Genomic DNA, 26,633 nt, shown 5'->3' with positions numbered 1-26,633 from the left:
GGTCGGCGTTATAGCCTCGGTGAGTTTCATCGGGGCTTTTCGCTTTCTGCGGTAGGGAAAACTTTAAGTCCCCAGCTCTCAAAACCCTCACCGACCTTGCTTCGTCCTCCGCTGCAGTAAAACTTGCGCTTGAGCACATCAAAGGCACGGTTTTCCTGACCTCGCCGTAGAACACTCATGCCTATCGGCCTTGCAACGAGATCTGCAAGTTGCAACCCCGTGGAGTTAACCTGTTTAGTCGCAAACACGATGTCAAATGGCAGGCGAATACCTAAACGATTGGCGCCGTCGCACATTCGCCGAAACTCCAACTCAAGCTCGTTATCTTCTTTACGCCCTCGTCGTTCGAAAATGACATGGGTCAACGCTCTCTGCTGATTTTTCTCACTGAGAAACTCATAAAGCGTTTCAAGACAGAATCCAAGCGCCAGATGGTAGGGGTTATGTACGGGACCTTGCTGCTCCCGAAGAGTGACCTTATCAATAACGCAACTGATCAAAACAAAGTTGCTCGACTCAATGATGCTTGTCAGCTCCTCAAGAAAGGCATGTTTGTGCTGGCGAGAGACAAAAACGTTCGAGAAAGCCCCCTTTTCCTTACGGATTTCCAATTCATGCAGGCCAACAAGATCATGCCCCATATGATTGAACTTAAACTTTTGGAGGGCCGGAATGACTTTTTCACAGTAGTGTCTTTTATGAAAAACACAAAACGCTAGAACAAACATGGGGTAATTCGCATCCAGCGCCTGCATCCCGTGATCACCACTTTCATCCACATACACAATGAAGTCGCTGAACGCACCTTTCGGCGGCGTCACTGCAAAAACTTGCGCAGCGCGCTCTGCCTCAGTTTCACTTTCAAAGAGCATGAACTGAGGGGACGTTAGTTTTTCATCTGCCATGGGATGCCTAATCCTGTTGTTTGCGTGTTTTCCGAGTCACGCATCAACATTCATATTGCCCTACGGCTTTGCTACAGGGGGCCACCAGACTGACTCACTTTAGGCAACCGCTGATCAATCAATTGGTACAGCGCGCTGCTTTCAGGCCAATTGCGCATAAACCGCGCCCTGTCCTTGGCATAGGCCGGGGCGAAGCTCGCGTCGGAGCCGTGCTGAAACATGGCGTCCAGGTCGATCAGCGACCAGCGGTCCTTGTCCCAGAACAGGTTGTGCCCCTTGAAATCGCCATGGCTGATGCGTTCGCGGATCAGCTCGGCGAACAGGTGATCCAGCGCCAACAGTTCGTTTTCCGGCGCGTCACCGTTTTCAACGTACGGTGCGAAGCGCTCGATGATGTCCGGGCCCGGCAGGTATTCGGTGACCAGGTAAGCGCGACTGCGCAACCAGAAGAAGCGCTTCTCCAGCACGGCCAGCGGCTTGGGCGTAGCGATGCCTAGGAACGCCAGGCGATTGCCTTCGCGCCAGGAGTGCCAGGCACGGCTCGGGCGCCAGAAGCGTTTGAGCCAGTGCGCGAAACCCTTGATGTTGTAGCGCTTGATCACCAGCGGCCGACCGGCCACCTCGACCTTGGCCACGCTGGCGGCGCCGCCGGTCTTGTACAAATGGCCCTGGTCCAGCAGCGCATCGGCCTGTTCCAGTACCGGCAGCATGGCCGGTTCTTCTTCGCGCAGGATCGCACGCAAGGCAAAGGCGCCGCGCACCACGCTGAACAACGTGCATTCGCGGCCGACCTTGTTCAAAAAGTCCTTGAGACGCCAGGCGCTGACCTTGCGCACCTGTTTCTCCAGGGCTTCCAGCGGCAGGGCGTGCTCGCCGTTGCTCAGCAGGTAGTACACCAGCAGCTCTTCGGTATACGGCGCGAGATTTTTCGGCAACTGGGCGAAAAACACACCGAGGTTTTCCAGCACGCGGTTGCGCGACAGCGGTTTGCCCGCCTCTTCGACGCGGATCCCGGCGCCATCGATCAGGTACAGCTTGCCGTCCTGGCGCAGCAGGTTGTCCAGGTGCAGGTCTTCCTGCCATAGGCCCTTGGTGTGCATCTGAGCGATCGCACCCAGCGCTTCGGCCAGCACGGCGGTTTGCTCGTCAGCCAGCGGCGGCAGGCCTTCGACGGCCCGCCAGGCATCGGCCAGGCTTTCGGCGCCCTCGATGAACGCGAACAACAACCAGCCGCCCTCGCCTTCCTGCAAGCCATCGGCCAGCAGCAACGGCGTGGTCAGGCCATGCTCGGCAAGCAGGCGCACACCCGTGAGCTCACGCTGAAAATGCCGTGCCGCCTTGCTGCCCACCAGTAACTTGGCCAAAACCGGGCGACCACGCCAGACCGCCGCCCCCACATAACGCTCGCCCGGCAGCACACGCAACAGGCTCAGCAGTTGCAACTGGCCTGGGCCCGCCGCATCGGCCAGTTCGAGGGTCAGGGGCAGCTCGGGGGTACGGCCGGCGGTTTTCAGCTCGGACAAGCGCATCAACGGTTTTCCTTGTGACTGCGGCGCGCGGTCAATTTCTGCAGCCAGCTGGCGACCAGCGCGCTGTCCTTCGGTTGATCCAGATAGGCAGCCAACAGTTGGCGTACCTGTTCATCCGACCACTGCGGTGCACGTCGCAGCAACGGCTCCAGGTCCTTGACCCGATCACGCCAGCCGAACAGCAGCGGGCGGGTTTTCTCCAGGTCGATCAACTGCGCGGCATAACCGTCGCCGGTAGCCTGCATAAAAATATGCTTGGGATAAAAACAGCCATGCACCTGGCCTACGCTGTGCAACCGACGAGCAAGCTCACCGCAGGCCAGCAGGATCGCGCGGTGCTGGGCGTCGCTCAATTGGGGCCACTGCTCCAGCAGCGAATCCAGGTCATTCCAGCCGTCCAGGGCGCGGGTCAGCAACATGGCGCGATACTCGCCACCCACCTTGCGCTCGCCATAGAACGCCGCCTGCAAGGCCGGGATGCCGAGCTTGCGGTAACGGCTGATATTGCGGAATTCGCGGGAGAAACTCGGTTCGCCAAAGGGACGGTGCAGGCTGCGCGTCAGGTAGTTGCTCTGACGCTTGAGGTAATAACCGTGGCCGTCGAGTTCCAGGCGAAAGACGCTGCTCCAGCCGCCGCGACTGGTGTTGGGTTCGTCCACCGCGTCCAGTTGCTTGGCCCACAGGGCATCGAACGTCGCCAAGCCGTTGCGCTCCAGCAGCGCCCGATCTTCTGCCGCCAGGAAATCACTCATTCGCGTCCCTCGAAAAACTTCACCACATGGCGAATACGCTGTTTGTCCGATGCACTCAGGTGCCGGCGCTGACGGTATTGCATGTAGAACCGCAGGCGCTGGGTGGCGGACAGGTGATACTTGGCCACCTTGTCCAGGCAGGCCAGGTCTTTGGTGATGCGGTACTTGAGCCAGAACCCGCGCCAGAAATCGCCGTTAGGGCAGTCGATCAGGTACAGGGTCCGCTGGTCATCGATCAGCAGGTTGCGCCACTTCAAGTCGTTATGGGTAAAACGGTGATCGTGCATGGTGCGCGTGTATTCGGCGAGTTGACGGCTCACCACGTCGACCCACTGGGGGTCGCGCAAGCACGCATCGTTGCGCTCGGCCAGCACCGAGAGGTCTTCGGTCCTGGGCAGCTCGCGGGTGATCATTGCCCCACGGTCGTAGGCCAGGCCCTTGCGCTCAAGGCCCCAAGCGACCACATCGGCGGTGGGAATGCCCCATTTGGCGAAACGCTTGAGGTTCTGCCATTCGGACTTGACCCGCGGCTTGCCCAGGTAACGCCGCAGGCCCTTGCCCGCGCCGGTGTAGCGCTTGACGTAATAATTGACCCCGCCACGCTCCACGCGGATCACTTCCGACAGCGGGTCGCGGGTCAGCCGCTCGCCTTGCAGGGCGAAGACCGCTTCGAGGCTGCCAAAATCATCCGCCAGGCTGGCGTAAGCAGGTTCCAGGTTCCAACCCGCCATCAGATTGCATCCCCATAACGCAGCTTGCGCGCATACAGCTTGTCGGCCTTGCGCTGCATCAGGCTCAGGGACGCCGACTGCTCGGCGAGGATCTGGCGCAGCGGCTGGCGAAAGTAGCCCTTGAGGAAACGCAGCTTGTCGCGACGGGTCAGGCCGATGTCCAGTGCCGAGTAGTACAGCGCGGACAGGTCCTTGTCACGCCAGCGCAGCGGCAGATGGGCACGCAGTTGAGCGCGGTGCAAATCGATCACCGACAGCTTGATGTTATTAGTATCGACGGGCTTGGCGGTGTCCAGCAGGAAGTGGCACAAGTAGCAGTCGCGGTGGTTCACGCCACCCCGGTGCATATCGCCGACCATGCGTGCCAGCTCGGCCGTGAGGGCGTGACGCAACGCAGGCGCAGGCGGTTCGGCGACCCAGTTGATCGTGACGTCTTCGAGGCTGAGGGTCGGCGCCAGCTCTTCGGTGATGATGAACGAGTGTTGGTCCGCCGGGTTGCTGCCTTTCTCGCCGAAAGCCACGCCGGTCATGGTCGGCACGCCGAGTGCCTGGAGGCGATGAATCGCCGCCCACTCAAGGCCCGCCCCGAGTACCGGCAGCTTGGCGGTGATCAGGTTCTTGAAGATTTCACCCCAGCCGATGCCACGGTGGATCTTCACGAAATACGGACGGCCATCCACCTCGGTACGCAGCGTGCGACGCGCTGCCAGTTCGCGGAATACTTCGCCTTGCAGTTTCTCGACTTCGGCAAAGGCATCAAGCCCGGCCCACAAAGTCTTGAACGGTTCGGCAAGAATCAACTTCATCGTTTTGGCTCCGCCAGAATCACATCCGCAGCGTGCTGCGGCATGCTGTAAAGGTCGGCCGTCTCAGCGAAGGCCAGGCCATTGCGGCTCCAGGCCGCGCGCTGTGCAGTGTCGGTGAGCATGTGCGTCAGGTATTGATTGAGCTGCGTCTGTTCAAACGGCTCGTCCAGTACCAGGCCACTGTCAGCCTCGGCGATGTAGTGGGCATACCCACAAACGGCCGAGACCAGTACCGGCAGCCCGGCCACCAGGGCTTCAAGCAAAACAGTACCGGTGTTTTCGTTGTACGCCGGGTGGATCAACAGGTCGGCGCCCAGCAGGAAACGCGGGATATCGCTGCGGCCCTTAAGGAACTGCACGTTGTCGCCCAAGCCCAAGGTAGCGCTTTGCAGTTGGAATACCTTGGGGTCGTCCTGGCCGATTACAAACAGGCGCGTGCGTTTTTTCAGTTCAGACGGCAACGCGGCCACGGCCTTGAGGCTGCGGTCGACGCCCTTGGTCTTGAAGCCCGAACCGATCTGCACCAGCAGCAGGTCGTCGTCGCCGAGGTTGAATTCCCTGCGGAAACCTTCACGGATTTCGGCGGCATTCGGCGGCGCCCGGCGGTCCTGGGCAATGCCCGGCGGCAGCAGGTGGAAGCGTTCCACCGGGGTGTCGTAATGCTTGATGAACAGCGGCTGCTGCACTTCGGAAATCATCAGGACTTCGGTCTTGGCGTCCTTGGCGAACACCGCGCGCTCGTACTCGGCGAAGTGCTTGTAGCGGCCAAAATAGCGGTACAGCGAGTGACGCAGGTTCTGCGCCTTGTCTTCAAAACAGCCGTCGGCGGCGTAGTACACGTCCAGGTCGGGCATTTTGTTGAAGCCGATCAGGCGATCCACCGGGCGCTTGGCCAGGTCGGCAGCCATCCAGGCGCTGAGTTTTTCATTGCGCCGATGGTTGAAGAACGCCTTGACCGGCGCCACCAGCACTTCGAAGCCGGGCGGGATGTCGCCTTCCCAGATCAGCGTGTACACACGAATCTGATGGCCGCGCTGCTGGCACTCCAGGGCGATGCGCATGAAGTCGCGCTGCAGGCCACCGAAGGGGAAATATTTGTACAGCACAAAAGCCAGTTGCATCAGTGCAGCTCCTCAGCCAATAACAACGTGCTCAGTCGGCTGGCCACACGCTCAGGGTTCAGGCGCGTGAAGCACAGGGGCGATTCGCGCTTGAGGTCGAACCGACGCAGGTCGTCGGCCGTTGGTTGATAGGTACAGTTTTTTTGCAGGCATGGTGCGCAGGGGAAGTCGCTGGCCAGATGAATCTGGCCCTTGCCGTAGGCGCCGGTGAGGCCGGGGTTGGTCGGGCCGAACAGGGAGATGGTCGGCACATCCAGCGCAGCAGCCAGGTGCCCGAGGCCAGTGTCCACCGCCACACAGGCGCGAGCGCCAGCCAGTACACGAGCCACACCGGCCAGGTTCAGCTTGGGCAGCACCTCGGCGTTTTGCAGGCCCTGGGCCAGGCGTTCGGCACGGGCTTTTTCGGCGGCGTTGCCCCACGGCAACTTCACATCCACGCCAAGGCGGCCCATGCGCTCGGCCAGCTCGCGCCAGTAAGCTTCGGGCCAGTGCTTGGTGTCCCAAGTGGTGCCGTGCAGCAGCAGCACAAAAGGTTTTTTCGGCGGCAGACCCAGGAGTTTTTCAGTGCTCAGGCCGTAGTCGCCCAGGCCTTTGGGCAAGTCATAACCGAGCGCCACAGCGAACAACTGGCGCAGACGCTCCACCGCGTGTTGCCCCCGTGCAACGGCAAGGCGCCGGGAATAGAAACGTGCGGCCATCGGCTCGCGGGCGGAATTTTTGTCGAAACCGGCGATGGGCGCGCGCACGTAGCGAGTCAGCCAGGCGCTTTTCAGCAGGCCCTGCGCATCGATCACCAGATCGTATTTGGTCGACTGCACTTGCTGCTTGAACCGCCGCCACTCGCCACTCTTGATGGTTTGCCAGAGGTTTTTGCGCCAGCGGCGGATCGCCACCGGAATCACCTTGTCGACCGCCGGGTGCCAGGTAGGAATCTCTGCGAAGCCTTCTTCCACCACCCAGTCGAATTGAATGCCGGGGATCGCCCGCGCCGCGTCAGTCAGCGCCGGCAAGGCGTGGATCACGTCGCCCAGGGATGAGGTCTTGATTACCAGTACGCGCAAACTATCGGACCTCGACCGCAGAGCCCTGCAACCGCTGCAAGGCTTCGTTCACCGGCTGCGGCAGCAATTGGCGCATGCAGTTGTAGTGGCCGAAGCGGCAGGTACGGTCAAAACACGGGCTGCACTCCAGGCCCAGGCGCACCACTTCGACCTGATCGGCCAAGGGCGGCGTGAAGCCCGGCGAGGTGGAGCCGTACACCGCCACCAACGGGCGGTTCAGCGCAGCGGCCACGTGCATCAGGCCGGAGTCGTTGGACACCACCGAATCGGCGCAGGACAGCAGGTCGATGGCCTCGGCCAGGGACGTGTCGCCACTGAGGTTCACCGCCTCTTCGCGCAGGCCGGGGATCAGGCGCTGGCGAATATCTTCACCCACCGGATGGTCCTTCTTCGAGCCGAACAGCCATACCTGCCAACCCTCACGGATCTTCGCCTCGGCCACTTTCGCGTAATGCTCCGACGGCCAGCGCTTGGACTCGCCAAACTCGGCGCCGGGGCACAAGGCCAACACCGGGCGGTCCAGGGTCAGGCCGAACTTGGCCAGGGCCGCGTCGCGGCTCAGCGGGTCGATCTGCAGGCTCGGGCGCGGATATGGCTTGGGCAACTCGGCACCCGGCTCATACGCCAGGGCCATGAAGCGCTCGATCATCAGCGGGTAGCGGGCTTTGTCGAGTGTGCGCACGTCATTGAGCAGCACGTAGCGGAACTCGCCGCGCCAGCCGGTGCGCTTGGGGATGCCGGCAAAATACGGCACCAGCGCCGACTTGAGCGAGTTGGGCAGCAGGATCGCCTGGTCGTATTCACCCGCCAGGGATTTACCCATGCGACGGCGGGTCGCCAGTTCCAGGGCTCCGTGGCCAAGCGGGAAGCTCAAGGCCTTGCGCACCTCGGGCATGCGCTCAAGGATCGGGCGGCTCCACTCGGGGGCGAGCACGTCGATCTGGCAGTCCGGGTAACGCACGCGCAGGCATTGGAACAGTGTCTGCGCCATCACCATGTCACCGACCCAACTGGGCCCAACGATCAGAATATTCATGTAGTTTCCACAAACGATGCGGGGAGGCTTATGCCTCCCCGCCGTAATAGTGTTTCAGCTCAACCCCAGCTCCTGCCAGATTCGCAGCACCTGGCGCCGTTCGTCGGCGAAATGATCCCCGGCCACCGTACCGGCCTCGTTCTGCAAGGCCTGGCGGTGCGCGGCGGAACGGTAGGCCTTATACACCTCGCGCAGCAGATGGGCATCGGCGGCGGGCATCAAGCCCACCTGCTCCAGGCCTTCCAGAATGCGGATATTGTCGGTGTAGCGCAGCAACGATGGATGTTGCGCAGACCACGCCAAAGCGGCGTATTGCACCATAAATTCAATATCGACGATACCTCCGGCGTCCTGCTTGAGGTCGAACAGCGCCGTGGCTTCGAAGGCATTGGCGCCGGTGCCGGCCGCCGTGCCCTTGGTGCCCAGGTTGTCACGCATCTTGGCGCGCATCTCGCTGACCTCCTGGCGCAGCTTCGCCAGGTCCCGCTCCTGTCCCAACACGTTAGCCCGTACTTGCTCGAACGCCTGGCCCACATCCTGGCTGCCCACCAGCACCCGCGCCCGGATCAGGGCCTGATGTTCCCAGGTCCAGGCTTCATTTTGTTGATAGCGCTCAAACGCCCCCAGCGAACTCACCAGCAAACCGGATGCGCCGGAAGGTCGCAGGCGCATGTCCACTTCATACAATTGGCCCGAGTTGGTCTGGGTGGTCAGCAGGTGAATGATGCGCTGGCCCAGGCGCGTGAAGAACTGCGCACCGTCGATGGGCTTGGCGCCATCGGTCTCGGCCTGGGGGTCACCGTCGTGGATAAACACCAGGTCCAGGTCCGAACCATGCCCCAGTTCGATGCCGCCGACTTTCCCATAACCGACAATGATGAACCCAGGATCGCACAGGGTGCCGTCCAAGCGCTGCGGCGAGCCATGGCGCGCCACGGTCTGGCGCCAGGCCAGGGCCAGCACTTGTTCGAGGATGGCTTCGGCGAGCCATGTGAGGTAGTCGCTGACTTTCATCAGCGGCAGGCTGCCGGCGATCTCCGAGGCCGCCACGCGCAGGCGGTGGGCCAGCTTGAAGTGCCGCAGGGCTTCCATCTGTTGTTCAAGGTCATCTTCGGGGATGCGCGTGAGGCGTTCGCGCAGTTCGGCGGCCAACTCAGGCGCCAACGGCGGCTTGAACAGGCGGCCTTCGTTGAGCAATTCGTCGAGTAGCAGTGGAAAACGCGTGATCTGCTCGGCGATCCACGGGCTGGCGGCGCACAGGGTCAACAGGCGGCGCAGGGCATCGGGATTTTCCGTGAGCAGCACCAGGTAGGCGGAACGTCGAGCGACGGCTTCCACCAGCGGCAACACACGTTCCAGTACCAGGTCCGGGTTGGCATGCTCGACGGCCTGGGCGAGCAGGCGCGGGATAAATGCATCCAGACGCTCACGCCCCAGACGCTGCATGGCGCGCAATTGCGGGCTGTTGCGCAGGCCTGCCAACGCCTTGAGGGCCTTGGCTGCGTCGGTAAAACCACCTTCGGCCAACTGACGGCAGGCCGCCTCTTCATCTTGGGACTCTTCCCACAGGGGCAACCACTCACCGCCCACGACCAGCTCGCTTTCTTCGCCCTCTTCTTCGTCCGGATCGGCAATCACTTGGCGGAAGTGCCAGTCCACTCGGCCACGCCAGTACATCAGGCGCTCGTGGAAGGCGTCCCAGTCGGCAAAACCCAACATAAAGGCAATGCGCGCCTGGTCTTCGGGGCTGTCCGGGAGCATTTGTGTCTGGCGGTCGGCAATCGCCTGGATCGCGTGTTCGGTGTAACGCAGGAATTCGTAGCCATTGCGCAATTCGGCAATCACCGCCGGCGGCAGGTAACCCTGGCCTTCCAGGGTGCCGAGCACCTTGAGCAGCGGACGCTGTTGCAGACTGAGGTCGCGCCCACCGTGAATCAATTGGAACGCCTGGGCGATGAACTCCACTTCGCGGATACCGCCCGAGCCCAGCTTGATGTTGTCGGCCATGCCTTTGCGCCGCACTTCCTGCTGAATCAGCTGCTTCATGGTGCGCAGCGCTTCGATGGCGGAGAAGTCCAGGTAGCGGCGGTAGACGAACGGGCGCAGCATGTCGAGCAATTGCGCACCGGCCGCCTGGTCGCCGGCGACAACCCGCGCCTTGATCATGGCGTAGCGTTCCCAGTCGCGGCCCTGGTCCTGGTAGTACTGCTCCAGCGCATTGAAGCTCAGAACCAGCGCACCGGCTGAGCCGTAGGGGCGCAGGCGCATGTCGACGCGGAACACAAAACCATCGACGGTCATCGGGTCTAGGGCTTTGATCAGTTTTTGACCAAGGCGAATAAAGAACTCCTGGTTATCCAGGGCGCGCTTCACACCCACCGTCTCGCCGCCTTCCGGGTAGGCGAAGATCAAGTCGATGTCCGACGACAGGTTCAGCTCCACCGCACCGAGCTTGCCCATGCCGAGGATGACCATATGCTGCGGCTCGCCGCTGCGTCGGCCGGTGGGCGTGCCGAACTGTACGCAGTGGCGTTGGTACAGCCACTGGTAGGCCTGGTCGATGCAGGCGTCGGCCATGTCGGAGAGGTCGCGGCAGGTTTGCACCAGGTCGGCCTGACGGGTCAGGTCGCGCCAGATGATGCGCACTTGCTGGCGCGTGCGCTGGCGACGCAAGACACGGCCCAGCTCATCTTCTGTTTCGGCTTGTTGCACGGCGCCAGCGATCTGCCCGCACAGCTCGCCGGGCGCAAACCCCCGGTCCAATTCGCCCCAGGCGGCCAGTTCGAGCAACATCAAAGGGTCACGAACACTCTGTTCAATGACGAAATCACTGGCGGCGCACACGCGGGCGAAGTCGACCCACCGTTGCGGCGTCCACGCAGAAAGTCCATGATCGTCGTCCAGCGCGGCCACTGCGCCACGAAATGACTGCTCGGCCCGCTGGGCTTTTGGCAAGAGAATGGCCGGGAGTTGGGCCAGTGTTGGAAGGCTCATGGTCTATCCTTGATCGGCGTGTAATTGGCTACGTGTTGTGAACGCAAGAACCACGCTCTATGAAGGACTGTCGAACAAAGGTTAGAAATAGCTGAAATTAATTTCATTTTGGCAGCCAACATCAAACTTTCACCTTTTCTTGTTCGCAAAAGATCAACAATAACGATTATGCTCACCAGCCAGACCGAGCCATACGCTCAGTCTTGTGTAGTTTTACTACTCGTATATACATTCGAAAGGCTGAAATGGCCGACGATTTGTAGTAAAACTACAGGACGCCGAAGCAACCTTCGGCCATCCAAGAATTTATGTCGTCTGCCCACAAGGCCAGTCGCAAACTTCAGGCAACCGATTCTGGTAGCCTTTCCGCCCTGGAGCAAGCCATGCAAGACCTCGATCCCGTCGAAACCCAGGAATGGCTGGACGCCCTGGAATCGGTTCTCGACAAAGAAGGCGAAGACCGTGCTCACTACCTGATGACCCGTATGGGCGAACTCGCGACCCGCAGCGGCTCGCAACTGCCTTACGCCATCACTACGCCATACCGCAACACCATCCCCGTTACCCACGAAGCACGCATGCCTGGCGACCTGTTCATGGAACGCCGCATTCGCTCGCTGGTACGTTGGAACGCCATGGCGATGGTAATGCGCACGAACTTGAAAGATTCGGACCTGGGCGGTCACATCTCCAGCTTCGCTTCCAGCGCAACCCTGTATGACATCGGCTTCAACTACTTCTTCCAGGCCCCGACCGACGAACACGGCGGCGACCTGATCTACTTCCAGGGCCACACCTCGCCAGGCGTCTATGCCCGCGCGTTCATGGAAGGCCGCATCACCGAAGAACACATGAACAACTTCCGCCAGGAAGTGGACGGTAACGGCCTGTCGTCGTACCCGCACCCTTGGCTGATGCCTGATTTCTGGCAGTTCCCGACCGTTTCCATGGGCCTGGGTCCAATTCAAGCGATCTACCAGGCACGCTTCATGAAGTACCTGGAAGCCCGTGGCTTCATCCCTGAAGGCAAGCAGAAGGTCTGGTGCTTCCTGGGCGACGGCGAGTGCGACGAGCCGGAATCCCTGGGCGCCATCTCCCTGGCCGGCCGCGAGAAGCTGGACAACCTGATCTTCGTCATCAACTGCAACCTGCAGCGCCTCGACGGCCCGGTTCGCGGCAACGGCAAGATCATCCAGGAACTCGAAGGCGTGTTCCGCGGTGCCCAGTGGAACGTGACCAAAGTCATCTGGGGCCGTTTCTGGGACCCACTGCTGGCCAAGGACGTCGACGGTATCCTGCAGCGTCGCATGGACGAAGTCATCGACGGCGAGTACCAGAACTACAAGGCCAAAGACGGCGCGTTCGTCCGCGAACACTTCTTCAACACGCCTGAACTCAAGGCGATGGTTGCCGACCTGTCCGACGACGAGATCTGGAAACTCAACCGTGGTGGCCACGACCCGTACAAGGTCTACGCGGCGTATCACGAAGCGGTGAACCACAAGGAACAACCGACCGTCATCCTGGCCAAGACCATCAAGGGTTATGGCACCGGTGCCGGCGAAGCGAAGAACACTGCGCACAACACCAAGAAAGTCGATGTCGACAGCCTGAAGTTGTTCCGTGACCGCTTCGACATCCCGGTCAAGGACGAAGAGCTGGAAAACCTGCCGTTCTTCAAGCCGGAGCCAAACAGCGCCGAAGCCCGTTACCTGGCCGAGCGCCGCGCCGCGCTGGGTGGTTTCGTGCCACAACGCCGCGCGCAGAGCTTCAGCGTACCGACGCCGGACCTCAGCACCCTCAAGGCCATCCTTGACGGCTCGGGCGACCGTGAAATCTCCACCACCATGGCCTTCGTGCGGATCCTCGCGCAGCTGGTCAAGGACAAGGACATCGGCCCGCGCATCGTCCCGATTATCCCGGACGAAGCCCGTACCTTCGGTATGGAAGGCATGTTCCGTCAGTTGGGCATCTACTCCTCCGTCGGCCAGCTCTACGAGCCAGTCGATAAAGACCAGGTGATGTTTTACAAGGAAGACAAGAAGGGCCAGATCCTCGAAGAAGGCATCAACGAAGCGGGCGCCATGAGCTCCTTCATCGCTGCCGGTACTTCGTACTCCAGCCACAACCAGCCGATGCTGCCGTTCTACATCTTCTACTCGATGTTCGGCTTCCAGCGTATCGGCGACCTGGCCTGGGCAGCAGGCGACAGCCGTACCCGTGGCTTCCTGATCGGCGGCACTGCCGGCCGGACTACGCTGAACGGCGAAGGCCTGCAACACGAAGACGGTCACAGCCACATCCTGGCTGCCACCATCCCGAACTGCCGCACCTTTGATCCAACCTACGGCTACGAGCTGGCGGTGATCATCCAGGACGGCATGAAGAAGATGACCGAAGAGCAGCAGGACGTTTTCTACTACATCACCGTGATGAACGAGTCCTACCAGCAGCCAGCCATGCCGGCCGGCGTGGAAGAGGGCATCATCAAGGGCATGTACCTGCTCGAAGAAGACACCAAGGAAGCGGCGCACCACGTCCAGCTGATGGGCTCCGGCACCATCCTGCGCGAAGTGCGTGAAGCGGCTAAGATCCTGCGTGACGAGTTCAACGTCGGCGCCGATGTGTGGAGCGTGACCAGCTTTAACGAACTGCGTCGCGACGGCCTGGCCGTAGAGCGTCACAACCGCCTGCACCCTGGCCAGAAGCCACAGCGCACCTTCGTTGAAGAGTGCCTGACCGGCCGTAAAGGCCCGGTGATCGCTTCGACCGACTACATGAAACTGTTTGCTGAGCAAATTCGCCAGTGGGTCCCGTCCAAGGAATTCAAAGTCCTGGGCACCGACGGTTTCGGCCGCAGTGACAGCCGCAAGAAGCTGCGTCACTTCTTCGAGGTTGACCGTCACTTCGTGGTGTTGGCAGCCCTGGAAGCCTTGGCTGACCGTGGTGAGATCGAACCGAAGGTGGTGGCTGACGCTATCGTCAAGTTCGGGATCAACCCGGAAAAACGCAACCCACTGGACTGCTGAGGAGATTTTTTGTGAGCGAACTCATTCGCGTACCTGACATCGGCAGCGGTGAAGGTGAAGTAATCGAGCTGTTTGTGAAGGTCGGCGACACCGTCGAAGCCGACCAGAGCATCCTGACCCTGGAGTCGGACAAGGCGAGCATGGAAATCCCTGCTCCCAAGGCCGGCGTGGTCAAGAGCCTGAAAGTGAAGCTGGGCGACCGCCTGAAAGAAGGCGACGAACTGCTGGAGCTGGAAATCGAAGGTGCCGCTGATGCGGCCCCTGCGGCGGCTCCTGCTGCCGCTGCTGCACCTGCGCCTGTTGCTGAAAAACCCGCCGAAGCGCCTGCCGCTCCGGCTGCCGCACCTGCCGCTGCTACTGTCCAGGACATTCACGTCCCGGACATCGGCTCGTCGGGCAAGGCCAAGATCATCGAGCTGCTGGTCAAGGTCGGCGACACCGTCGAAGCCGACCAGTCGCTGATCACCCTGGAGTCCGACAAGGCCTCCATGGAAATCCCTTCGCCGGCTGCCGGCGTGGTGGAAAGCATCGCGGTCAAGCTGGAAGACGAAGTCGGCACCGGTGACTTCATCCTCAAGCTGAAAGTACAAGGCGCTGCGCCGGCTGCTGCTCCTGCCCCGGCCGCTGCTCCAGCCGCCAAGGCTGAAGCCGCACCGACTGCCGCTGCTCCTGCACCTGCTGCGAAAGCCGAGGCCGCACCGGCCCCTGCTGCTGCCGCACCTGCGCCAAGCGGTGCCAAGGTTCACGCCGGCCCTGCCGTGCGTCAGCTGGCCCGTGAGTTCGGCGTGGAGCTGAGCGCTGTGTCGGCCACCGGCCCTCACGGCCGCGTGCTGAAGGAAGACGTGCAGGTCTACGTCAAGGCCATGATGCAGAAAGCCAAGGAAGCGCCAGCTGCCGGCGGCGCCACCGGTGGTTCTGGCATTCCGCCGATCCGCACCGTCGACTTCAGCCGCTTCGGCGAAGTCGAAGAAGTGCCGATGACCCGCCTGATGCAAATCGGCGCGGCCGGCCTGCACGCCAGCTGGCTGAACATCCCGCACGTGACACAGTTCGACCAGGCCGACATCACCGACCTGGAAGCTTTCCGCGTTGCGCAGAAAGCCGTGGCCGAGAAAGCCGGCGTGAAACTGACCGTGCTGCCGCTGCTGCTCAAGGCCTGTGCCTACTTGCTCAAGGAGCTGCCGGACTTCAACAGTTCGCTGGCGCCAAGCGGCAAGGCGATCATTCGCAAGAAGTACGTGCACATCGGCTTTGCGGTCGACACCCCGGATGGCCTGCTGGTACCGGTCATCAAGAACGTCGACCAGAAGAGCCTGCTACAGCTCGCTGCCGAAGCCGCCGCACTGGCTGCCAAGGCCCGCGACAAGAAGCTCACCCCGGACGACATGCAGGGCGCTTGCTTCACCATCTCCAGCCTCGGTCACATTGGCGGTACCGGCTTCACGCCAATCGTCAACGCGCCGGAAGTGGCGATCCTGGGTGTGTCCAAGGCGACTATTCAGCCGGTTTGGGACGGTAAAGCGTTCCAGCCGAAGCTGATGCTGCCGCTGTCGCTGTCCTACGATCACCGTGTGATCAACGGCGCCGCCGCTGCGCGCTTCACCCAGCGTCTGGGCCAAGTGCTGAACGATATCCGCACTATCCTGCTGTAAGCCGCCACGGCCTCCTCTTCACTGAGGAGGCCTGGTTGCACCGATTTTCGAGCGCCACGCTCGTATCTCAACCCCGCCACTTGGCGGGGCTTTTTTTGCTTTTTCTGTAGGAGCGAGCTCGCTCGCGAAAACCTTCAACGATGACGTTGGCTACCTGATTCAACGCGGCACCGTTAGGGTTTTCGCGAGCAAGCTCGCTCGTACAGTGGATCGTGGGAGCTGCGGCAATGCGCCACCCATCACCTCGATTGCAGAAATCCCTTCCACAGCCGATAACCCGCTTATAGCACTTAGCCTTCATCCTCTCTTGTCAGCCCGCGCCGCATGATGCAACCTTGCCGCAGGCAACAGAAAAGAGGGCGTGAGCCCGGCGCCGTACGCGTTATTTCAAGTGAGTTTCCCCCATGAAAAGCCAACCCGATGCCGCCCGAATGGCGGCCGAGGTAGTGACGCAGTTACCGGTGCCTTCGCGCCTCGGTATGCTGCGTTTCGAGCGGCTTAATGAGGCAAGCTGGGCCCTCCTTTACCTCGACCCCAATTGCGAGCGCCAATTCGGCCTGCCGGCGGTCGAGCTGTGTGCGCTGATCGGCACCCCTTATGCCAGCCTGATGGAGCCCCAGGCACGCTATCAACTGCACGACACCATCCAGCAGCAACTGACCCAGAGCCCGCATTACCTGGTGCGCTACACCCTGCACACCAGCGACGGCCCGCTGAGCCTGCTGGAAATGGGCGAAGCCTACAAACAACACAATCGTCACCTGCTGCGCGGCTACCTGATGGTGGTTGATGGCCTGTTCAGTGAAATCCCCACTGCCGTGCCCACGGCAGACCTGGAAAACCAGAACAGCCGTCTGCAGATCGCCCTGGAACTCAACCAACGCGCCCAGCAGGAACAGCTGCAGCATCTGGAGCGGGTGCGCGCCCAGCAGGAACTGATCCTGTTGCTGGCCCGCCAGCGCTACACCACCCACAATTCGTTGCAGGAAGCCGCCGAGCTGATCACCCGCAGCGCCTGCGATATCTACCAGATCGACTGCGCCAGCATCTGGAACCTCGAAGGCCAGCGCCTGGTGCCGATCTCTGCCTACCACCGCGCCGACCAGCAGCATCACCTGCCCGAACCCATCGACGCCAGCTGCTTCCCGGACTACCTGGAAGCCTTGCACTCCAGCCGGGCCATCGACGCCACCAACGCACTGCGCGACCCACGCACCCGGGAAATGGCCGACAGCCTGCGCGACAAAGACATCCACGCCATGCTCGACGCAAGCATCCGTGTCGATGGTCATGTGGTGGGCGTGCTGTGCCTGGAGCAAAGCGGCAGCACCCGCGCCTGGCAAGCCGATGAAATTGCCTTTGCCGGCGAACTGGCCGACCAGTTCGCCCAGGTGATCAACAACCACAACCGCCGCACCGCCACCAGCGCCCTGCACCTGTTCCAGCGTGCCGTGGAACAAAGCGCCAACGCCTTTCTGCTGGTCAACTGCGACGGCGTGGTCGAGTACGTCAACCCGAGCTTTACCGCGATCACCCAGTACAGCGCCGAAGAGGTCCACGGCCACCGCCTGGCCCAATTGCCAGCGCTGGAGAACCTCAGCGAATTGCTCTTCGACGCACCCTCGAGCCTGGCCAAGAGCAACAGCTGGCAGGGTGAATTCAAAAGCCGGCGCAAGAACCTGGAGCCCTACTGGGGCCAGTTGTCGATTTCCAAGGTGTATGGCGACAACCGCGAGTTGACGCATTACATCGGCATCTACGAAGACATCACCCAGACCAAGCTGGCCCAGCAGCGTATCGAGCGCCTGGCCTATACCGACAACCTGACCAACCTGGGCAACCGTCCGGCGTTCATCCGTAACCTCGATGAACGCTTTGCCCGTGACAGCGACAGCCCGATCAGCCTGCTGCTGGTGGACATCGACAACTTCAAGCGCATCAACGACAGCCTCGGCCACCAGACCGGCGACAAGCTGCTGATCAGCCTGGCCCGTCGCCTGCGCAACAGCCTGAGCACCGGCGGTAGCCTGGCGCGCTTTGCCAGTAACGAGTTTGCGGTGTTGCTCGACGACACCGACCTGGAAAGCGGCCAGCAGGTTGCCAGCCAATTGCTCGCGACCCTCGACAAGCCGATGTTCGTCGACAACCAATTGATCAGCGTCACCGGCTCCGTAGGCCTGGCCTGTGCGCCACTGCACGGCCGCGACCCGCAGACCCTGATGCGCAACGCCGGCCTGGCCTTGCACAAGGCCAAGGCCAATGGCAAACACCAGGTGCAGATCTTTACCGAAGCACTGAATGCCGAGGCCAGCTACAAGCTGTTCGTGGAGAACAACCTTCGCCGCGCCCTCACCCAGAACGAACTGGACGTGTTCTACCAGCCCAAGCTGTGCTTGCGCAGTGGCCGTCTGCTCGGGATGGAAGCGTTGCTGCGCTGGAACCATCCGGAAAAAGGCATGATCCGCCCCGACCAATTCATCAGCGTGGCTGAAGAAACCGGCCTGATCATCCCCATCGGCAAATGGATCGCACGCCAGGCCTGCCGTATGAGCCGGCAGTTGACCGCCGGCGGCATGGGCAACTTGCAGGTGGCGATCAACCTGTCACCCAAGCAGTTTTCCGACCCGGATCTGGTGGCCTCGATTGCCACGATCCTCAAGGAAGAACAACTGCCGGCCAACCTGCTGGAGCTGGAACTGACCGAAGGCCTGCTGCTGGAGGCCACCGAAGACACGCGCCTGCAGCTTGATCAATTGAAGAGCTTCGGCCTGACCCTGGCCATGGACGACTTCGGCACCGGTTACTCGTCGCTGAGTTACCTGAAAAAATTCCCCATCGACATCATCAAGATCGACCGCAGCTTCATCCACGAGATCCCGGACAACCAGGACGACATGGAAATCACCTCCGCAGTGATCGCCATGGCCCACAACCTCAAGCTCAAGGTGGTGGCCGAAGGCATCGAGACCGCCGAGCAACTGGCGTTCCTGCGCCGGCACCGTTGCGATGTGGGCCAAGGCTACCTGTTCGACCGGCCGATCCCCGGCGCCGAGCTGCTGGCGATGCTGAAACGCTACCCGCGCGGGCCAATCGCCTGACAGCGCTGTAACACTCGGGCACACTGGCGGTCTGACAATTTACTGCTAACTCAACCTGACGAGAGGACTGATCATGGTCTTGCGCTCGGAAATTCTGGTGAACAAAAACGTGCTGCCTACTCAAGAACAAGCTCTGCCTGGCCGTGAAACCCCGATGACGCTGCCGGAGACGCACTTCGTCAACGGCAACCCGCTGCTCGGCCCATTCCTCGATGACGTCGGCTTTGCAATCTTCGGCCTGGGTTGCTTCTGGGGTGCCGAGCGCCGGTTCTGGCAGTGCGATGGCGTGGTCAGCACCGTGGTCGGCTACGCCGGCGGCTACACGCCGAACCCAACCTATGAAGAAGTCTGCTCGGGCCTGACCGGCCACAGCGAAGTGGTGCTGGTGGTGTATGACCAGGCCAAAGTGAAATACGAAGATTTGTTGAAAATGTTCTGGGAACTGCACAACCCGACCCAGGGCATGCGCCAGGGCAATGACATCGGCAGCCAGTACCGTTCGGTGATCTATGCGACCACACCGGAACAACTGGCGGCGGCGCAGGCCAGTGCCGAAGCCTATCAAGGCGAACTGACCAAGGCGGGGTTGGGTGCGATCACCACGGAAATCGAAGAAGCACCGACGGTGTACTTCGCCGAGGCGTATCACCAGCAATACCTGGCGAAGAATCCGCAGGGCTATTGCGGGATTGGTGGCACCGGCGTGACTTGCCCGATCTGAAGCCGACACGGGTCAAAATGTGGCAGGGGGCTTGCCCCCGATGGCAGTGTGTCAGTCAGTACATCTGTAACTGATAGATCGCTATCGGGGGCAAGCCCCCTCCCACATTGTTTTTATATATGTCTGTAGATCCGGTTACTCAGCGATCAGCCAATCCATCTGCCACCCGCCCTGGGTCTGCCCAAGCTTCTTGGACAGCCACGGCAGCAGCTCACGCAGTTCCTCTTCCAGCCCCCACGGCGGGTTGGCGATCGCCAGGCCCGAGCCGGTCAGGGTGTTGGGGGTGTCCAGCGGATGCACCAGCAACTCCACCCGCAGCAACTTCGGCGCACCGGTGCCGGCCAGGTCCTGGTAGAAACGGCGCAACAGGCGCTGGTCCTTCACCGGGTACCAGATCGCCGCAACGGTCTGGCGCATGCGGCCCACGGCTTCCTTGAGGGAGGCGGCGCAGCGTTGCATCTCGTCGAGCTTTTCGAACGGCGGGTCGATCAGCATCAGCGCGCGCTTTTCCGGCACCGGCAACAGCGCACGCGGTACGTGCCAACCTTCGCCCAGGTGCACTTTGACGCGGCGGTCACCCTTCATGTTGTCCTTGAGCAAGACACCGTCTTCCGGATGCTTCTCATTGAGCAGCACGCGGTCCTGAGGGCGCGTCAGGCGCCGCGCCAGTTCCGGCGAACCGGGGTAGTAGCGCAATTCGCCATCCGGGTTCATCTCATGCAGCACGCGCATGTAATCGGCGGTCAACGGCGGCAGGTCGCCTTCGCCCCACAGGCGGGCGATGCCTTCCAGGTATTCACCGGTGCGGTTGGCCTGGTCGCCCTGCAGGTCGTACAGACCGATCCCGGCATGGGTGTCGAGGTAGGCGAACGGCTGCTCCTTGCGCGACATCAGGGCGATGAGGCGGGTCAAGGTCAGGTGTTTGAAGACATCGGCATGGTTGCCGGCGTGAAAGGCGTGACGATAATTCATGGTTGCTCCTGCGCAGGGGGCGAAGTTTACCTTTTACGCAAGCGTAGGTGCAGGGCAACGTGCCAGGCGGTGCTTATATCGAAAAGACAGGCAATCACTGGAAAAAAGTCTAAATCTCAACGATGACTCGGACTTATTGTGGCGATCCACACTCCAGGGAGGTCCATCACCATCATGAAAGACGCCACCATTGCACTGCACCACGGCTTCACCTCAGACCCGACCACCAAGGCTGTCGCTGTGCCGATTTACCAGAATGTCGCCTTCGAATTCGACAACGCCCAGCACGGCGCAGACCTGTTCAACCTGGACGTGCCCGGCAATATCTACACACGCATCATGAACCCCACCAATGATGTGCTGGAGCAGCGCATCGCCGCGCTCGAAGGCGGTATCGCAGGCCTGGCAGTGTCGGCCGGCAGCGCGGCGATCCACTATGCGATCCAGACGCTCACCCGCGCCGGAGACAATATCGTCACCACCCCGCAGCTTTACGGCGGCACCTACACCTTGTTTGCACACTTGCTGCCCAGTTTCGGCGTCGATGTACGCTTTACCCGGGATGACTCCGCCGAAGCCATCGCCGAGCTGATCGACGACAACACCAAGCTGGTGTACTGCGAAAGCATCGGCAACCCGGCGGGCAACATCGTCGACCTGGAAGCCCTGGCCAAGGTCGCCCACGCGCGCGGCGTACCGCTGGTGGTGGATAACACCGTGGCCACGCCAATCCTGTGCAAACCTATCCAGTTCGGCGCCGATATCGTGGTGCACTCGGTAACCAAATACATCGGCGGCCACGGCAACTCCCTGGGCGGCGTGATCGTCGACAGCGGCAACTTCCCCTGGACCGACTACCCGCAGAAATTCCCCGGGCTCAACAACCCCGAGCCCGCCTATCACGGCGTGGTCTACACCGAAAAATTCGGCCCCGCCGCCTTCATCGCCCGCGCCCGCACCGTGCCACTGCGCAACACCGGCGCGGCATTGGCCCCGATGAACGCCTTCCTGCTGCTGCAAGGCCTGGAAACCCTGGCCCTGCGCATGGAACGCCACACTGAAAACGCCTTGAAAGTCGCGCAGTTCCTGCAAGGCCATGCCGAGGTAGAGTGGGTCAGTTACGCAGGCCTGCCGGACCACCCGCACCACGAATTGGCGCAGAAGTACCTGCAAGGCAAACCCTCAGCGATCCTGTCCTTTGGCTTGAAAGGCGGCTATGAGGCCGGCGTGCGCTTCTACGACGCGCTGCACATCTTCAAGCGCCTGGTGAACATCGGCGATGCCAAATCCCTGGCCTGCCACCCCGCCTCCACCACCCATCGGCAGATGAACGAACAGGAACAAGCCAAGGCCGGTGTGAAGCCGGAGATGATTCGCCTGTCGGTGGGCATCGAGGCCATTGAAGACCTGATCGAAGATCTGCAGCAGGCGCTGGGCTCAACTCAGCTCTGAGGCCAGGTAAGCAGCCAGCGCTTCATGGCTGATATCCGGTCGACGCGCAAAGTAGGCGACCTTGTATTGCAAGGTCGTCGGCGCAAAAGCCGTGTAGAGGTCGGGGCGCTGCTCTTCGAGCCATTGCAACAGGTTACCGATCAGGGTTTGCGGCGATTGCTGCGGCAAGTGCTCCAGCAAGGGTGCCGGCACCCGCCACCATGGGCTGGCTCTGGCGGCAGTGACTGGGCCAGATGCACCCGACAGTAGTTGGCCATTGATCAGGTAGCGCTGGAATACCGGCAATATTTCTTCACCCCGTTGCTGAAGGATCGGCAGAAACTGCGCCCCATCCCAAAAGCGCAAGAACACCTCCTGCCCATCGGCCAGGTACACCTTGGTCAGGCTTTGCAGGTGTGCGACCACCACGTCCAACGGGCTGGACGATACGGCCAGCCAGCCCCAATCCGTAGCGTCAGTGGCGGCGGCCCATTCCAGGAACGCGCTGCCCGGATCGACGATGCCTACATAGGGCATCACCTCCTCCCAGGTCGCATAGGCCGTACTGGCCCAAACGGGATGCAAAGGCGCTCCGCTGGCCAGCGTTCGCCACGCATTCAAGGGCTCGGCGTCGCTGGCAGCGCCAAGTACTGCGAAGATCTTTTCACCAGCAAGCAAGGGTTGAAGCATCGACGTAGAGTCCTTCTGGATGGAAGTCAGGTGAGGTCGCACTGGCCGCTCCTGCAACGCTCGCACTCTTCGCAAAACGGTGCGCTGCGTTTCAGGCTGGCAACCTGCACGCGAGAAAGCGGAGCGGGGATCACTGCCAACAGTTTTGCCTTCACTCCCGGCATCAACGGTGCGGCTACCGCGGCGGGCGCACCGCCAGGCTGGATCGGTACGCTGCTGAAAATGCCGCCGGCAGACAGGGTGATCGACTGCCCACCCGCCTGAATCGTGACGGTCGCGCCCGCATCAATGACAACGCTTTGTCCTGCGCTTATCTGGATGGTCTGCCCGGCCCGCACCTGCTGCGAACCGCCCACCACCTGATGGTCGTCCTGCTTGAGCTCGGTCAGGCGGCTGCCATGGTTTATCCGCTGCTCTTCGCCCTGCACTTCATGGTGCGATTCGCCGTCCACCGTCACCCGATGGTTATGCAGCACATGCTGCGTCCAGTCCCGCTGGGCGCGCAGGTAGATTTCCTCGGCGCCTTTGCGATCCTCGATGCGCAGCTCGTTGTAGCCACCACCACCGGGGCTGCTCTGGCTGCGCAAGATGCTGCGGGTTTTGTCTGCTGGCAAATCGAGGGGCACCTGTGTTGCCGCATTGGGCAGGCAACCCATCACCAGCGGCATATCCGGGTCGCCATTGACGAAGCCCACCAGGACTTCCATGCCGACCCTCGGGATCAGCACCGAACCATAACGATCATGGGCCCAACCGCTGGCAACCCTCAGCCAGCAACTGGACTGGTCGTTGCGCTCACCGGCGCGGTCCCAGGCGAATTGCACCTTGACCCGGCCGTATTCGTCGCAATGGATTTCACTGTCGGCGGGGCCCGTCACCACTGCGTTCTGGTAACCCGACATGGGCGGCCGCGACGTCATGAGCGGTGTTCGAAACAGCACGTCCCAAGGCGTTACGACAAATTCATTGCGGTAGCCTTGGGAGGATTCATCGCCATACCCTTCAGGGGTAGATTCCTCAAGCACCTGAGGTTGCCGCCCAACATGTTGCAACTGGGTGACCAGCCATAAGTCATTCCACTCCTGACGAGGGTGCCCAGCCATCTTCAGGAACTGTCCGGTGACCAACGCCGGCTGGTCGCTATGGCCGCTGGCCTGGCGGTAATCGCTGCGATGACGCTCCAACACGCGTTGCGCCAGGTATTTGCCACGCTCACGATCCATGAAATGCCCGGGGTAACGCTGTTCGTTCAGAGTGGGTTGCTGCTGACTGGAGACTGCACTTTCCAGCGTCAGGTTGGGCTTTTTGAAGTCGTAGTCCCGCAGGTTCACATCACTGGTGCGGGTCTTGAGCCGCAGCATAAAGCGCTTGATCGCAGGCCCATCGGCAACCATCCCGGAGCCGGGTGAATACGGCGTGGTGTGCTCCGGCCGCGCAAACACGCTCTGATCGTCGCCAAACACCAACCGGTGGCGCTCGGAGCTGTGCTGGAAGTGATAGTGAATGCCCCATTCGGCACACAAGCGCTGAATGAATTCCAGATCGGTTTCGCCGAACTGAACACAATACTCACACTCGGGGTACTTGCCGCTCAGATGAAACGCAAAGGCATCAGCCTTGATGGCCTGGGCTTCCAATACCTGCGCAATGATCTGGGGCACTGTTTTTTTCTGGAAGATCCGCTGATGAGTGCTGTGCTCCAAATAAGCCAGCTGCGGCACCAGGGTGATCTGATAGCGCGTGAGGCGCCTGCCCGAATCGCCTTGGGCCACCCGATACACCAGGCCATGAATGCCATGACCATTAGCATCAAACCCCAGGAACGCCTGACGGTGCATCAAGTTCTCAAGGTCCAGGTCGGGTTGCTCGCTGACCAACTCCAGGTCAAAGCGAAAAGGCAGGCTGATGAACTCATCCCCCGTGAATCCATGGACCTTGAATTCACTGGGCGCCCCATCGAGGGACAGGGTAAAGGCACTTTGATTGGCAGGAGCGAACATCCGGTGTTTCTCTGCGAGGGGTAAGGAGGCCGATTCTGCATCACGACTCCCCCCTGTCGAGCACCCGCCAGGCAAATCAGTAAAACCCTACAAATATGCGTACGAATCCTCTCTGGATCAGCGTAAAGCGCACGCAAAAAAAGGCCCGCTAACCGTAGGAAGCGGGCCTTTCTTTCAACTCATCAGGCGCTTAACGCCCGGCGAATTACTTGTTGAGGTTGTAGTCTTTTTCCGCTGCATCAAAGCGCTCGACCATACCGGCAGTCGGTGCGCCCAGCTTGCTCACGACGTAGATCGCGAGGCTGGCGAAGATGAAGCCTGGGATGATTTCGTACAGGCCCAGCAGCTCAAAGTGTTTCCACACGATCACGGTGATCGCGCCGACCAGGATACCGGCCAGTGCGCCGTTACGGGTCATGCCTTTCCAGATCACCGAGATCAGCACCACAGGACCGAACGCAGCGCCGAAACCAGCCCAGGCGTAGCTCACCAGGCCCAGTACGCGGTTGTTCGGGTTGGCGGCCAGGCCGATAGCGACCAGTGCCACCAGCAACACCATGGCACGACCGACCCACACCAGCTCAACCTGGGAGGCGGTCTTGCGCAGGAAGGTTTTGTAGAAGTCTTCGGTCAGGGCGCTGGAGCACACCAGCAACTGGCAGCTCAGGGTACTCATCACGGCAGCCAGGATAGCCGACAGCAGTACACCGGCAATCCATGGGTTGAACAGCAACTTGGCCAGCTCGATGAATACACGCTCGTGGTTTTCGGTCACGGGACCAGCCACTTCCGGGTGTGCCGAGAAGTAGGCGATACCGAAGAAACCCACCGCCACGGTGCCGCCCAGGCACAGGATCATCCAGGTCATGGAGATACGACGCGCCTTGGCAATCGACTTCACCGAGTCCGCCGCCATGAAACGCGCCAGGATATGTGGCTGGCCGAAGTAACCCAGGCCCCAGCCCATCAGCGAGATAATGCCGATGAAGCTGGTGTTCTTCAGCATGTTGAAGTTGTCAGGGTTCTTGGCTTCGATCGCCAGGAAGGTGGTGTCGACGCCACCGGTGGCCAGCAGCACGATGATCGGCGTGAGGATCAGCGCGAAAATCATCAGGGTGGCTTGTACGGTGTCGGTCCAGCTCACGGCCAGGAAACCACCGACGAAGGTGTAGGCAATGGTCGCCGCAGCACCGGCCCACAGGGCGGTCTCGTAGGACATGCCGAAGGTGCTTTCGAACAGACGGGCGCCGGCGACGATGCCAGAAGCGCAGTAAATGGTGAAGAACACCAGGATCACCACGGCGGAGATGATCCGCAGCAGGCCGCTTTTATCTTCGAAACGGCTGGAGAAGTAATCCGGCAGGGTCAGGGCGTCACCGTTGTGCTCGGTCTGGACCCGCAGGCGACCGGCGACGAACAGCCAGTTGAGGTAGGCGCCGACGATCAGGCCGATGGCGATCCAGCTTTCCGACAGGCCGGACATGTAGATCGCGCCCGGCAGGCCCATCAGCAACCAGCCGCTCATGTCGGAAGCGCCAGCCGACAAGGCAGTCACCACGCTACCGAGGCTGCGACCGCCCAGGATGTAATCGGAAAGGTTGTTGGTGGAGCGATAGGCCATGAAGCCGATCAGCACCATTGCTGCGATGTAGATCACAAACGTGATCAGGGTGGGATTACTAACGCTCATAAGAGTGACGCCCTGGCTTTGTTTTTATGTAGCGGCGGTCTGTCAGACGACCACCCACTGGAAGTAGGTAGACGTAGCTGCGTGCCGCGCATTTATGACTGACGTTTCCCCAGGAAAGCCGCCAGCCGATGAACCGAACCTCAGAGGTGGTTGCACCTTGGGCGCGAATGCTATTCAACAAAGCAAATAAGGTGCAACCAGTTTCGCGAGAATAAGTTGCACCTTGATGTGAAATGCGCAAAACACCCGGTTTTTGCTCCTTTTCGGAGCAAGAACAGCCGATCTCAGAAGCAAACGCACCAAGGCGAAGCGGTTTCCGTCGAAGGCCGAATTTTTTCCCGATCACGATCGAAAAAATCATGAAGAAAATGGGTTGCACCCGGTTGCACCTCCGCATGCGCAAAGCTAATCTTGC

The 26,633-nt window shown here is 61.1% G+C and carries 19 protein-coding genes; 5 read left to right on the top strand and 14 right to left on the bottom strand.

Going from position 1 to position 26,633, the window contains the following annotated elements; translation table 11 throughout:
* Positions 1-26: 26 nt before the first annotated feature.
* From BLR69_RS24035 to glnE, 9 genes are all read right to left on the bottom strand, one after another.
* Positions 27-905: a DUF3800 domain-containing protein gene (locus BLR69_RS24035; protein WP_071497162.1), complete on the bottom strand. Its 879-nt coding sequence runs from the start codon at positions 903-905 to the stop codon at positions 27-29.
* Positions 906-976: 71 nt separating this feature from the next.
* Complete coding sequence (locus BLR69_RS24030) at positions 977-2,434, bottom strand: lipopolysaccharide kinase InaA family protein (protein WP_071497161.1); 1,458 nt, start codon at positions 2,432-2,434, stop codon at positions 977-979.
* Positions 2,434-3,186, bottom strand: a complete 753-nt coding sequence (locus BLR69_RS24025; protein ID WP_071497160.1) for a lipopolysaccharide kinase InaA family protein — start codon at positions 3,184-3,186, stop codon at positions 2,434-2,436. Before BLR69_RS24025 ends, BLR69_RS24030 begins: the two co-directional genes overlap by 1 nt.
* Entirely contained in the window at positions 3,183-3,917 is a 735-nt protein-coding gene (locus tag BLR69_RS24020) for a lipopolysaccharide kinase InaA family protein (RefSeq protein WP_071497159.1), read from the bottom strand. Before BLR69_RS24020 ends, BLR69_RS24025 begins: the two co-directional genes overlap by 4 nt.
* Complete coding sequence (rfaP, locus tag BLR69_RS24015) at positions 3,917-4,723, bottom strand: lipopolysaccharide core heptose(I) kinase RfaP (RefSeq protein WP_071497158.1); 807 nt, start codon at positions 4,721-4,723, stop codon at positions 3,917-3,919. Before rfaP ends, BLR69_RS24020 begins: the two co-directional genes overlap by 1 nt.
* Positions 4,720-5,844: a glycosyltransferase family 4 protein gene (locus BLR69_RS24010; protein ID WP_071497157.1), complete on the bottom strand. Its 1,125-nt coding sequence runs from the start codon at positions 5,842-5,844 to the stop codon at positions 4,720-4,722. The genes rfaP and BLR69_RS24010 overlap by 4 nt, the downstream gene beginning before the upstream one ends.
* Positions 5,844-6,905 (bottom strand): lipopolysaccharide heptosyltransferase I, encoded by a 1,062-nt coding sequence (waaC, locus tag BLR69_RS24005; RefSeq protein ID WP_071497156.1) that lies wholly within the window; start codon positions 6,903-6,905, stop codon positions 5,844-5,846. Before waaC ends, BLR69_RS24010 begins: the two co-directional genes overlap by 1 nt.
* 1 nt (position 6,906) lies before the next feature.
* On the bottom strand, positions 6,907-7,941 hold the full coding sequence (waaF, locus tag BLR69_RS24000; RefSeq protein WP_071497155.1) for a lipopolysaccharide heptosyltransferase II: 1,035 nt from the start codon (positions 7,939-7,941) through the stop codon (positions 6,907-6,909).
* A 54-nt stretch (positions 7,942-7,995) separates the two neighbouring features.
* On the bottom strand, positions 7,996-10,935 hold the full coding sequence (gene glnE / locus BLR69_RS23995; RefSeq protein ID WP_071497154.1) for a bifunctional [glutamate--ammonia ligase]-adenylyl-L-tyrosine phosphorylase/[glutamate--ammonia-ligase] adenylyltransferase: 2,940 nt from the start codon (positions 10,933-10,935) through the stop codon (positions 7,996-7,998).
* 383 nt (positions 10,936-11,318) lie between these two features.
* Here glnE and aceE point away from each other — a divergent pair, with 383 nt between their 5' ends.
* The 4 genes from aceE (at position 11,319) to msrA (ending at position 19,435) form a co-directional block, all read left to right on the top strand.
* Entirely contained in the window at positions 11,319-13,964 is a 2,646-nt protein-coding gene (aceE, locus tag BLR69_RS23990) for a pyruvate dehydrogenase (acetyl-transferring), homodimeric type (RefSeq protein ID WP_071497153.1), read from the top strand.
* Positions 13,965-13,975: 11 nt separating this feature from the next.
* Positions 13,976-15,616: a dihydrolipoyllysine-residue acetyltransferase gene (gene aceF / locus BLR69_RS23985; RefSeq protein WP_071497152.1), complete on the top strand. Its 1,641-nt coding sequence runs from the start codon at positions 13,976-13,978 to the stop codon at positions 15,614-15,616.
* A gap of 404 nt (positions 15,617-16,020) precedes the next feature.
* The gene (locus tag BLR69_RS23980) at positions 16,021-18,714 is read left to right on the top strand and encodes a putative bifunctional diguanylate cyclase/phosphodiesterase (protein WP_071497151.1); all 2,694 of its coding nucleotides are present in this window, start codon (positions 16,021-16,023) and stop codon (positions 18,712-18,714) included.
* A gap of 73 nt (positions 18,715-18,787) precedes the next feature.
* A complete protein-coding gene (msrA, locus tag BLR69_RS23975) occupies positions 18,788-19,435 on the top strand; it encodes a peptide-methionine (S)-S-oxide reductase MsrA (RefSeq protein ID WP_071497150.1) in 648 nt (215 codons plus the stop codon).
* A 135-nt stretch (positions 19,436-19,570) separates the two neighbouring features.
* On the opposite strand, the gene BLR69_RS23970 is transcribed toward msrA, so the two are convergent.
* Positions 19,571-20,407, bottom strand: coding sequence for a 23S rRNA (adenine(2030)-N(6))-methyltransferase RlmJ (locus BLR69_RS23970; RefSeq protein ID WP_071497149.1), 837 nt, complete (start codon positions 20,405-20,407; stop codon positions 19,571-19,573).
* Between the two features lie 174 nt (positions 20,408-20,581).
* On the opposite strand from BLR69_RS23970, the gene BLR69_RS23965 reads away from it, so the two are divergent.
* On the top strand, positions 20,582-21,859 hold the full coding sequence (locus tag BLR69_RS23965; protein WP_071497148.1) for an O-acetylhomoserine aminocarboxypropyltransferase/cysteine synthase family protein: 1,278 nt from the start codon (positions 20,582-20,584) through the stop codon (positions 21,857-21,859).
* Here BLR69_RS23965 and BLR69_RS23960 read toward each other — a convergent pair.
* The 4 genes from BLR69_RS23960 to BLR69_RS30830 all read right to left on the bottom strand — a co-directional run bounded on the left by BLR69_RS23960 (position 21,845) and on the right by BLR69_RS30830 (position 26,597).
* The gene (locus BLR69_RS23960; RefSeq protein ID WP_071497147.1) at positions 21,845-22,528 is read right to left on the bottom strand and encodes a DUF4123 domain-containing protein; all 684 of its coding nucleotides are present in this window, start codon (positions 22,526-22,528) and stop codon (positions 21,845-21,847) included. The two genes, BLR69_RS23965 and BLR69_RS23960, sit on opposite strands and share 15 nt — an antisense overlap.
* Positions 22,529-22,554: 26 nt before the next feature.
* Positions 22,555-24,528 (bottom strand): type VI secretion system Vgr family protein, encoded by a 1,974-nt coding sequence (locus BLR69_RS23955; RefSeq protein ID WP_071497146.1) that lies wholly within the window; start codon positions 24,526-24,528, stop codon positions 22,555-22,557.
* Positions 24,529-24,733: 205 nt separating this feature from the next.
* Complete coding sequence (putP, locus tag BLR69_RS23950; protein ID WP_071497145.1) at positions 24,734-26,218, bottom strand: sodium/proline symporter PutP; 1,485 nt, start codon at positions 26,216-26,218, stop codon at positions 24,734-24,736.
* Entirely contained in the window at positions 26,208-26,597 is a 390-nt protein-coding gene (locus BLR69_RS30830; protein ID WP_156790788.1) for a hypothetical protein, read from the bottom strand. Before BLR69_RS30830 ends, putP begins: the two co-directional genes overlap by 11 nt.
* Positions 26,598-26,633 lie beyond the last annotated feature (36 nt).

Source organism: Pseudomonas azotoformans, assembly GCF_900103345.1.
Classification (GTDB): domain Bacteria; phylum Pseudomonadota; class Gammaproteobacteria; order Pseudomonadales; family Pseudomonadaceae; genus Aquipseudomonas; species Aquipseudomonas azotoformans.
Note: the sequence above shows the minus strand (reverse complement) of the source record. Positions and strands in the feature narration are given on the sequence as shown.

Bases quoted from the DNA above. Each gene is read 5' to 3' on its own strand.
- BLR69_RS23955 (WP_071497146.1), bottom strand. From the start codon at position 24,528: ATGTTCGCTCCTGCCAATCAAAGTGCCTTTACCCTGTCCCTCGATGGG.
- BLR69_RS23970 (WP_071497149.1), bottom strand. From the start codon at position 20,407: ATGAATTATCGTCACGCCTTTCACGCCGGCAACCATGCCGATGTCTTC.
- waaF (WP_071497155.1), bottom strand. From the start codon at position 7,941: ATGAATATTCTGATCGTTGGGCCCAGTTGGGTCGGTGACATGGTGATG.
- BLR69_RS23965 (WP_071497148.1), top strand. From the start codon at position 20,582: ATGAAAGACGCCACCATTGCACTGCACCACGGCTTCACCTCAGACCCG.
- BLR69_RS24030 (WP_071497161.1), bottom strand. From the start codon at position 2,434: ATGCGCTTGTCCGAGCTGAAAACCGCCGGCCGTACCCCCGAGCTGCCC.
- putP (WP_071497145.1), bottom strand. From the start codon at position 26,218: ATGAGCGTTAGTAATCCCACCCTGATCACGTTTGTGATCTACATCGCA.
- aceE (WP_071497153.1), top strand. From the start codon at position 11,319: ATGCAAGACCTCGATCCCGTCGAAACCCAGGAATGGCTGGACGCCCTG.
- BLR69_RS23960 (WP_071497147.1), bottom strand. From the start codon at position 22,528: ATGCTTCAACCCTTGCTTGCTGGTGAAAAGATCTTCGCAGTACTTGGC.
- BLR69_RS24010 (WP_071497157.1), bottom strand. From the start codon at position 5,844: ATGCAACTGGCTTTTGTGCTGTACAAATATTTCCCCTTCGGTGGCCTG.
- msrA (WP_071497150.1), top strand. From the start codon at position 18,788: ATGGTCTTGCGCTCGGAAATTCTGGTGAACAAAAACGTGCTGCCTACT.
- BLR69_RS23980 (WP_071497151.1), top strand. From the start codon at position 16,021: ATGAAAAGCCAACCCGATGCCGCCCGAATGGCGGCCGAGGTAGTGACG.
- BLR69_RS24035 (WP_071497162.1), bottom strand. From the start codon at position 905: ATGGCAGATGAAAAACTAACGTCCCCTCAGTTCATGCTCTTTGAAAGT.
- glnE (WP_071497154.1), bottom strand. From the start codon at position 10,935: ATGAGCCTTCCAACACTGGCCCAACTCCCGGCCATTCTCTTGCCAAAA.
- BLR69_RS24020 (WP_071497159.1), bottom strand. From the start codon at position 3,917: ATGGCGGGTTGGAACCTGGAACCTGCTTACGCCAGCCTGGCGGATGAT.
- rfaP (WP_071497158.1), bottom strand. From the start codon at position 4,723: ATGAAGTTGATTCTTGCCGAACCGTTCAAGACTTTGTGGGCCGGGCTT.
- BLR69_RS24025 (WP_071497160.1), bottom strand. From the start codon at position 3,186: ATGAGTGATTTCCTGGCGGCAGAAGATCGGGCGCTGCTGGAGCGCAAC.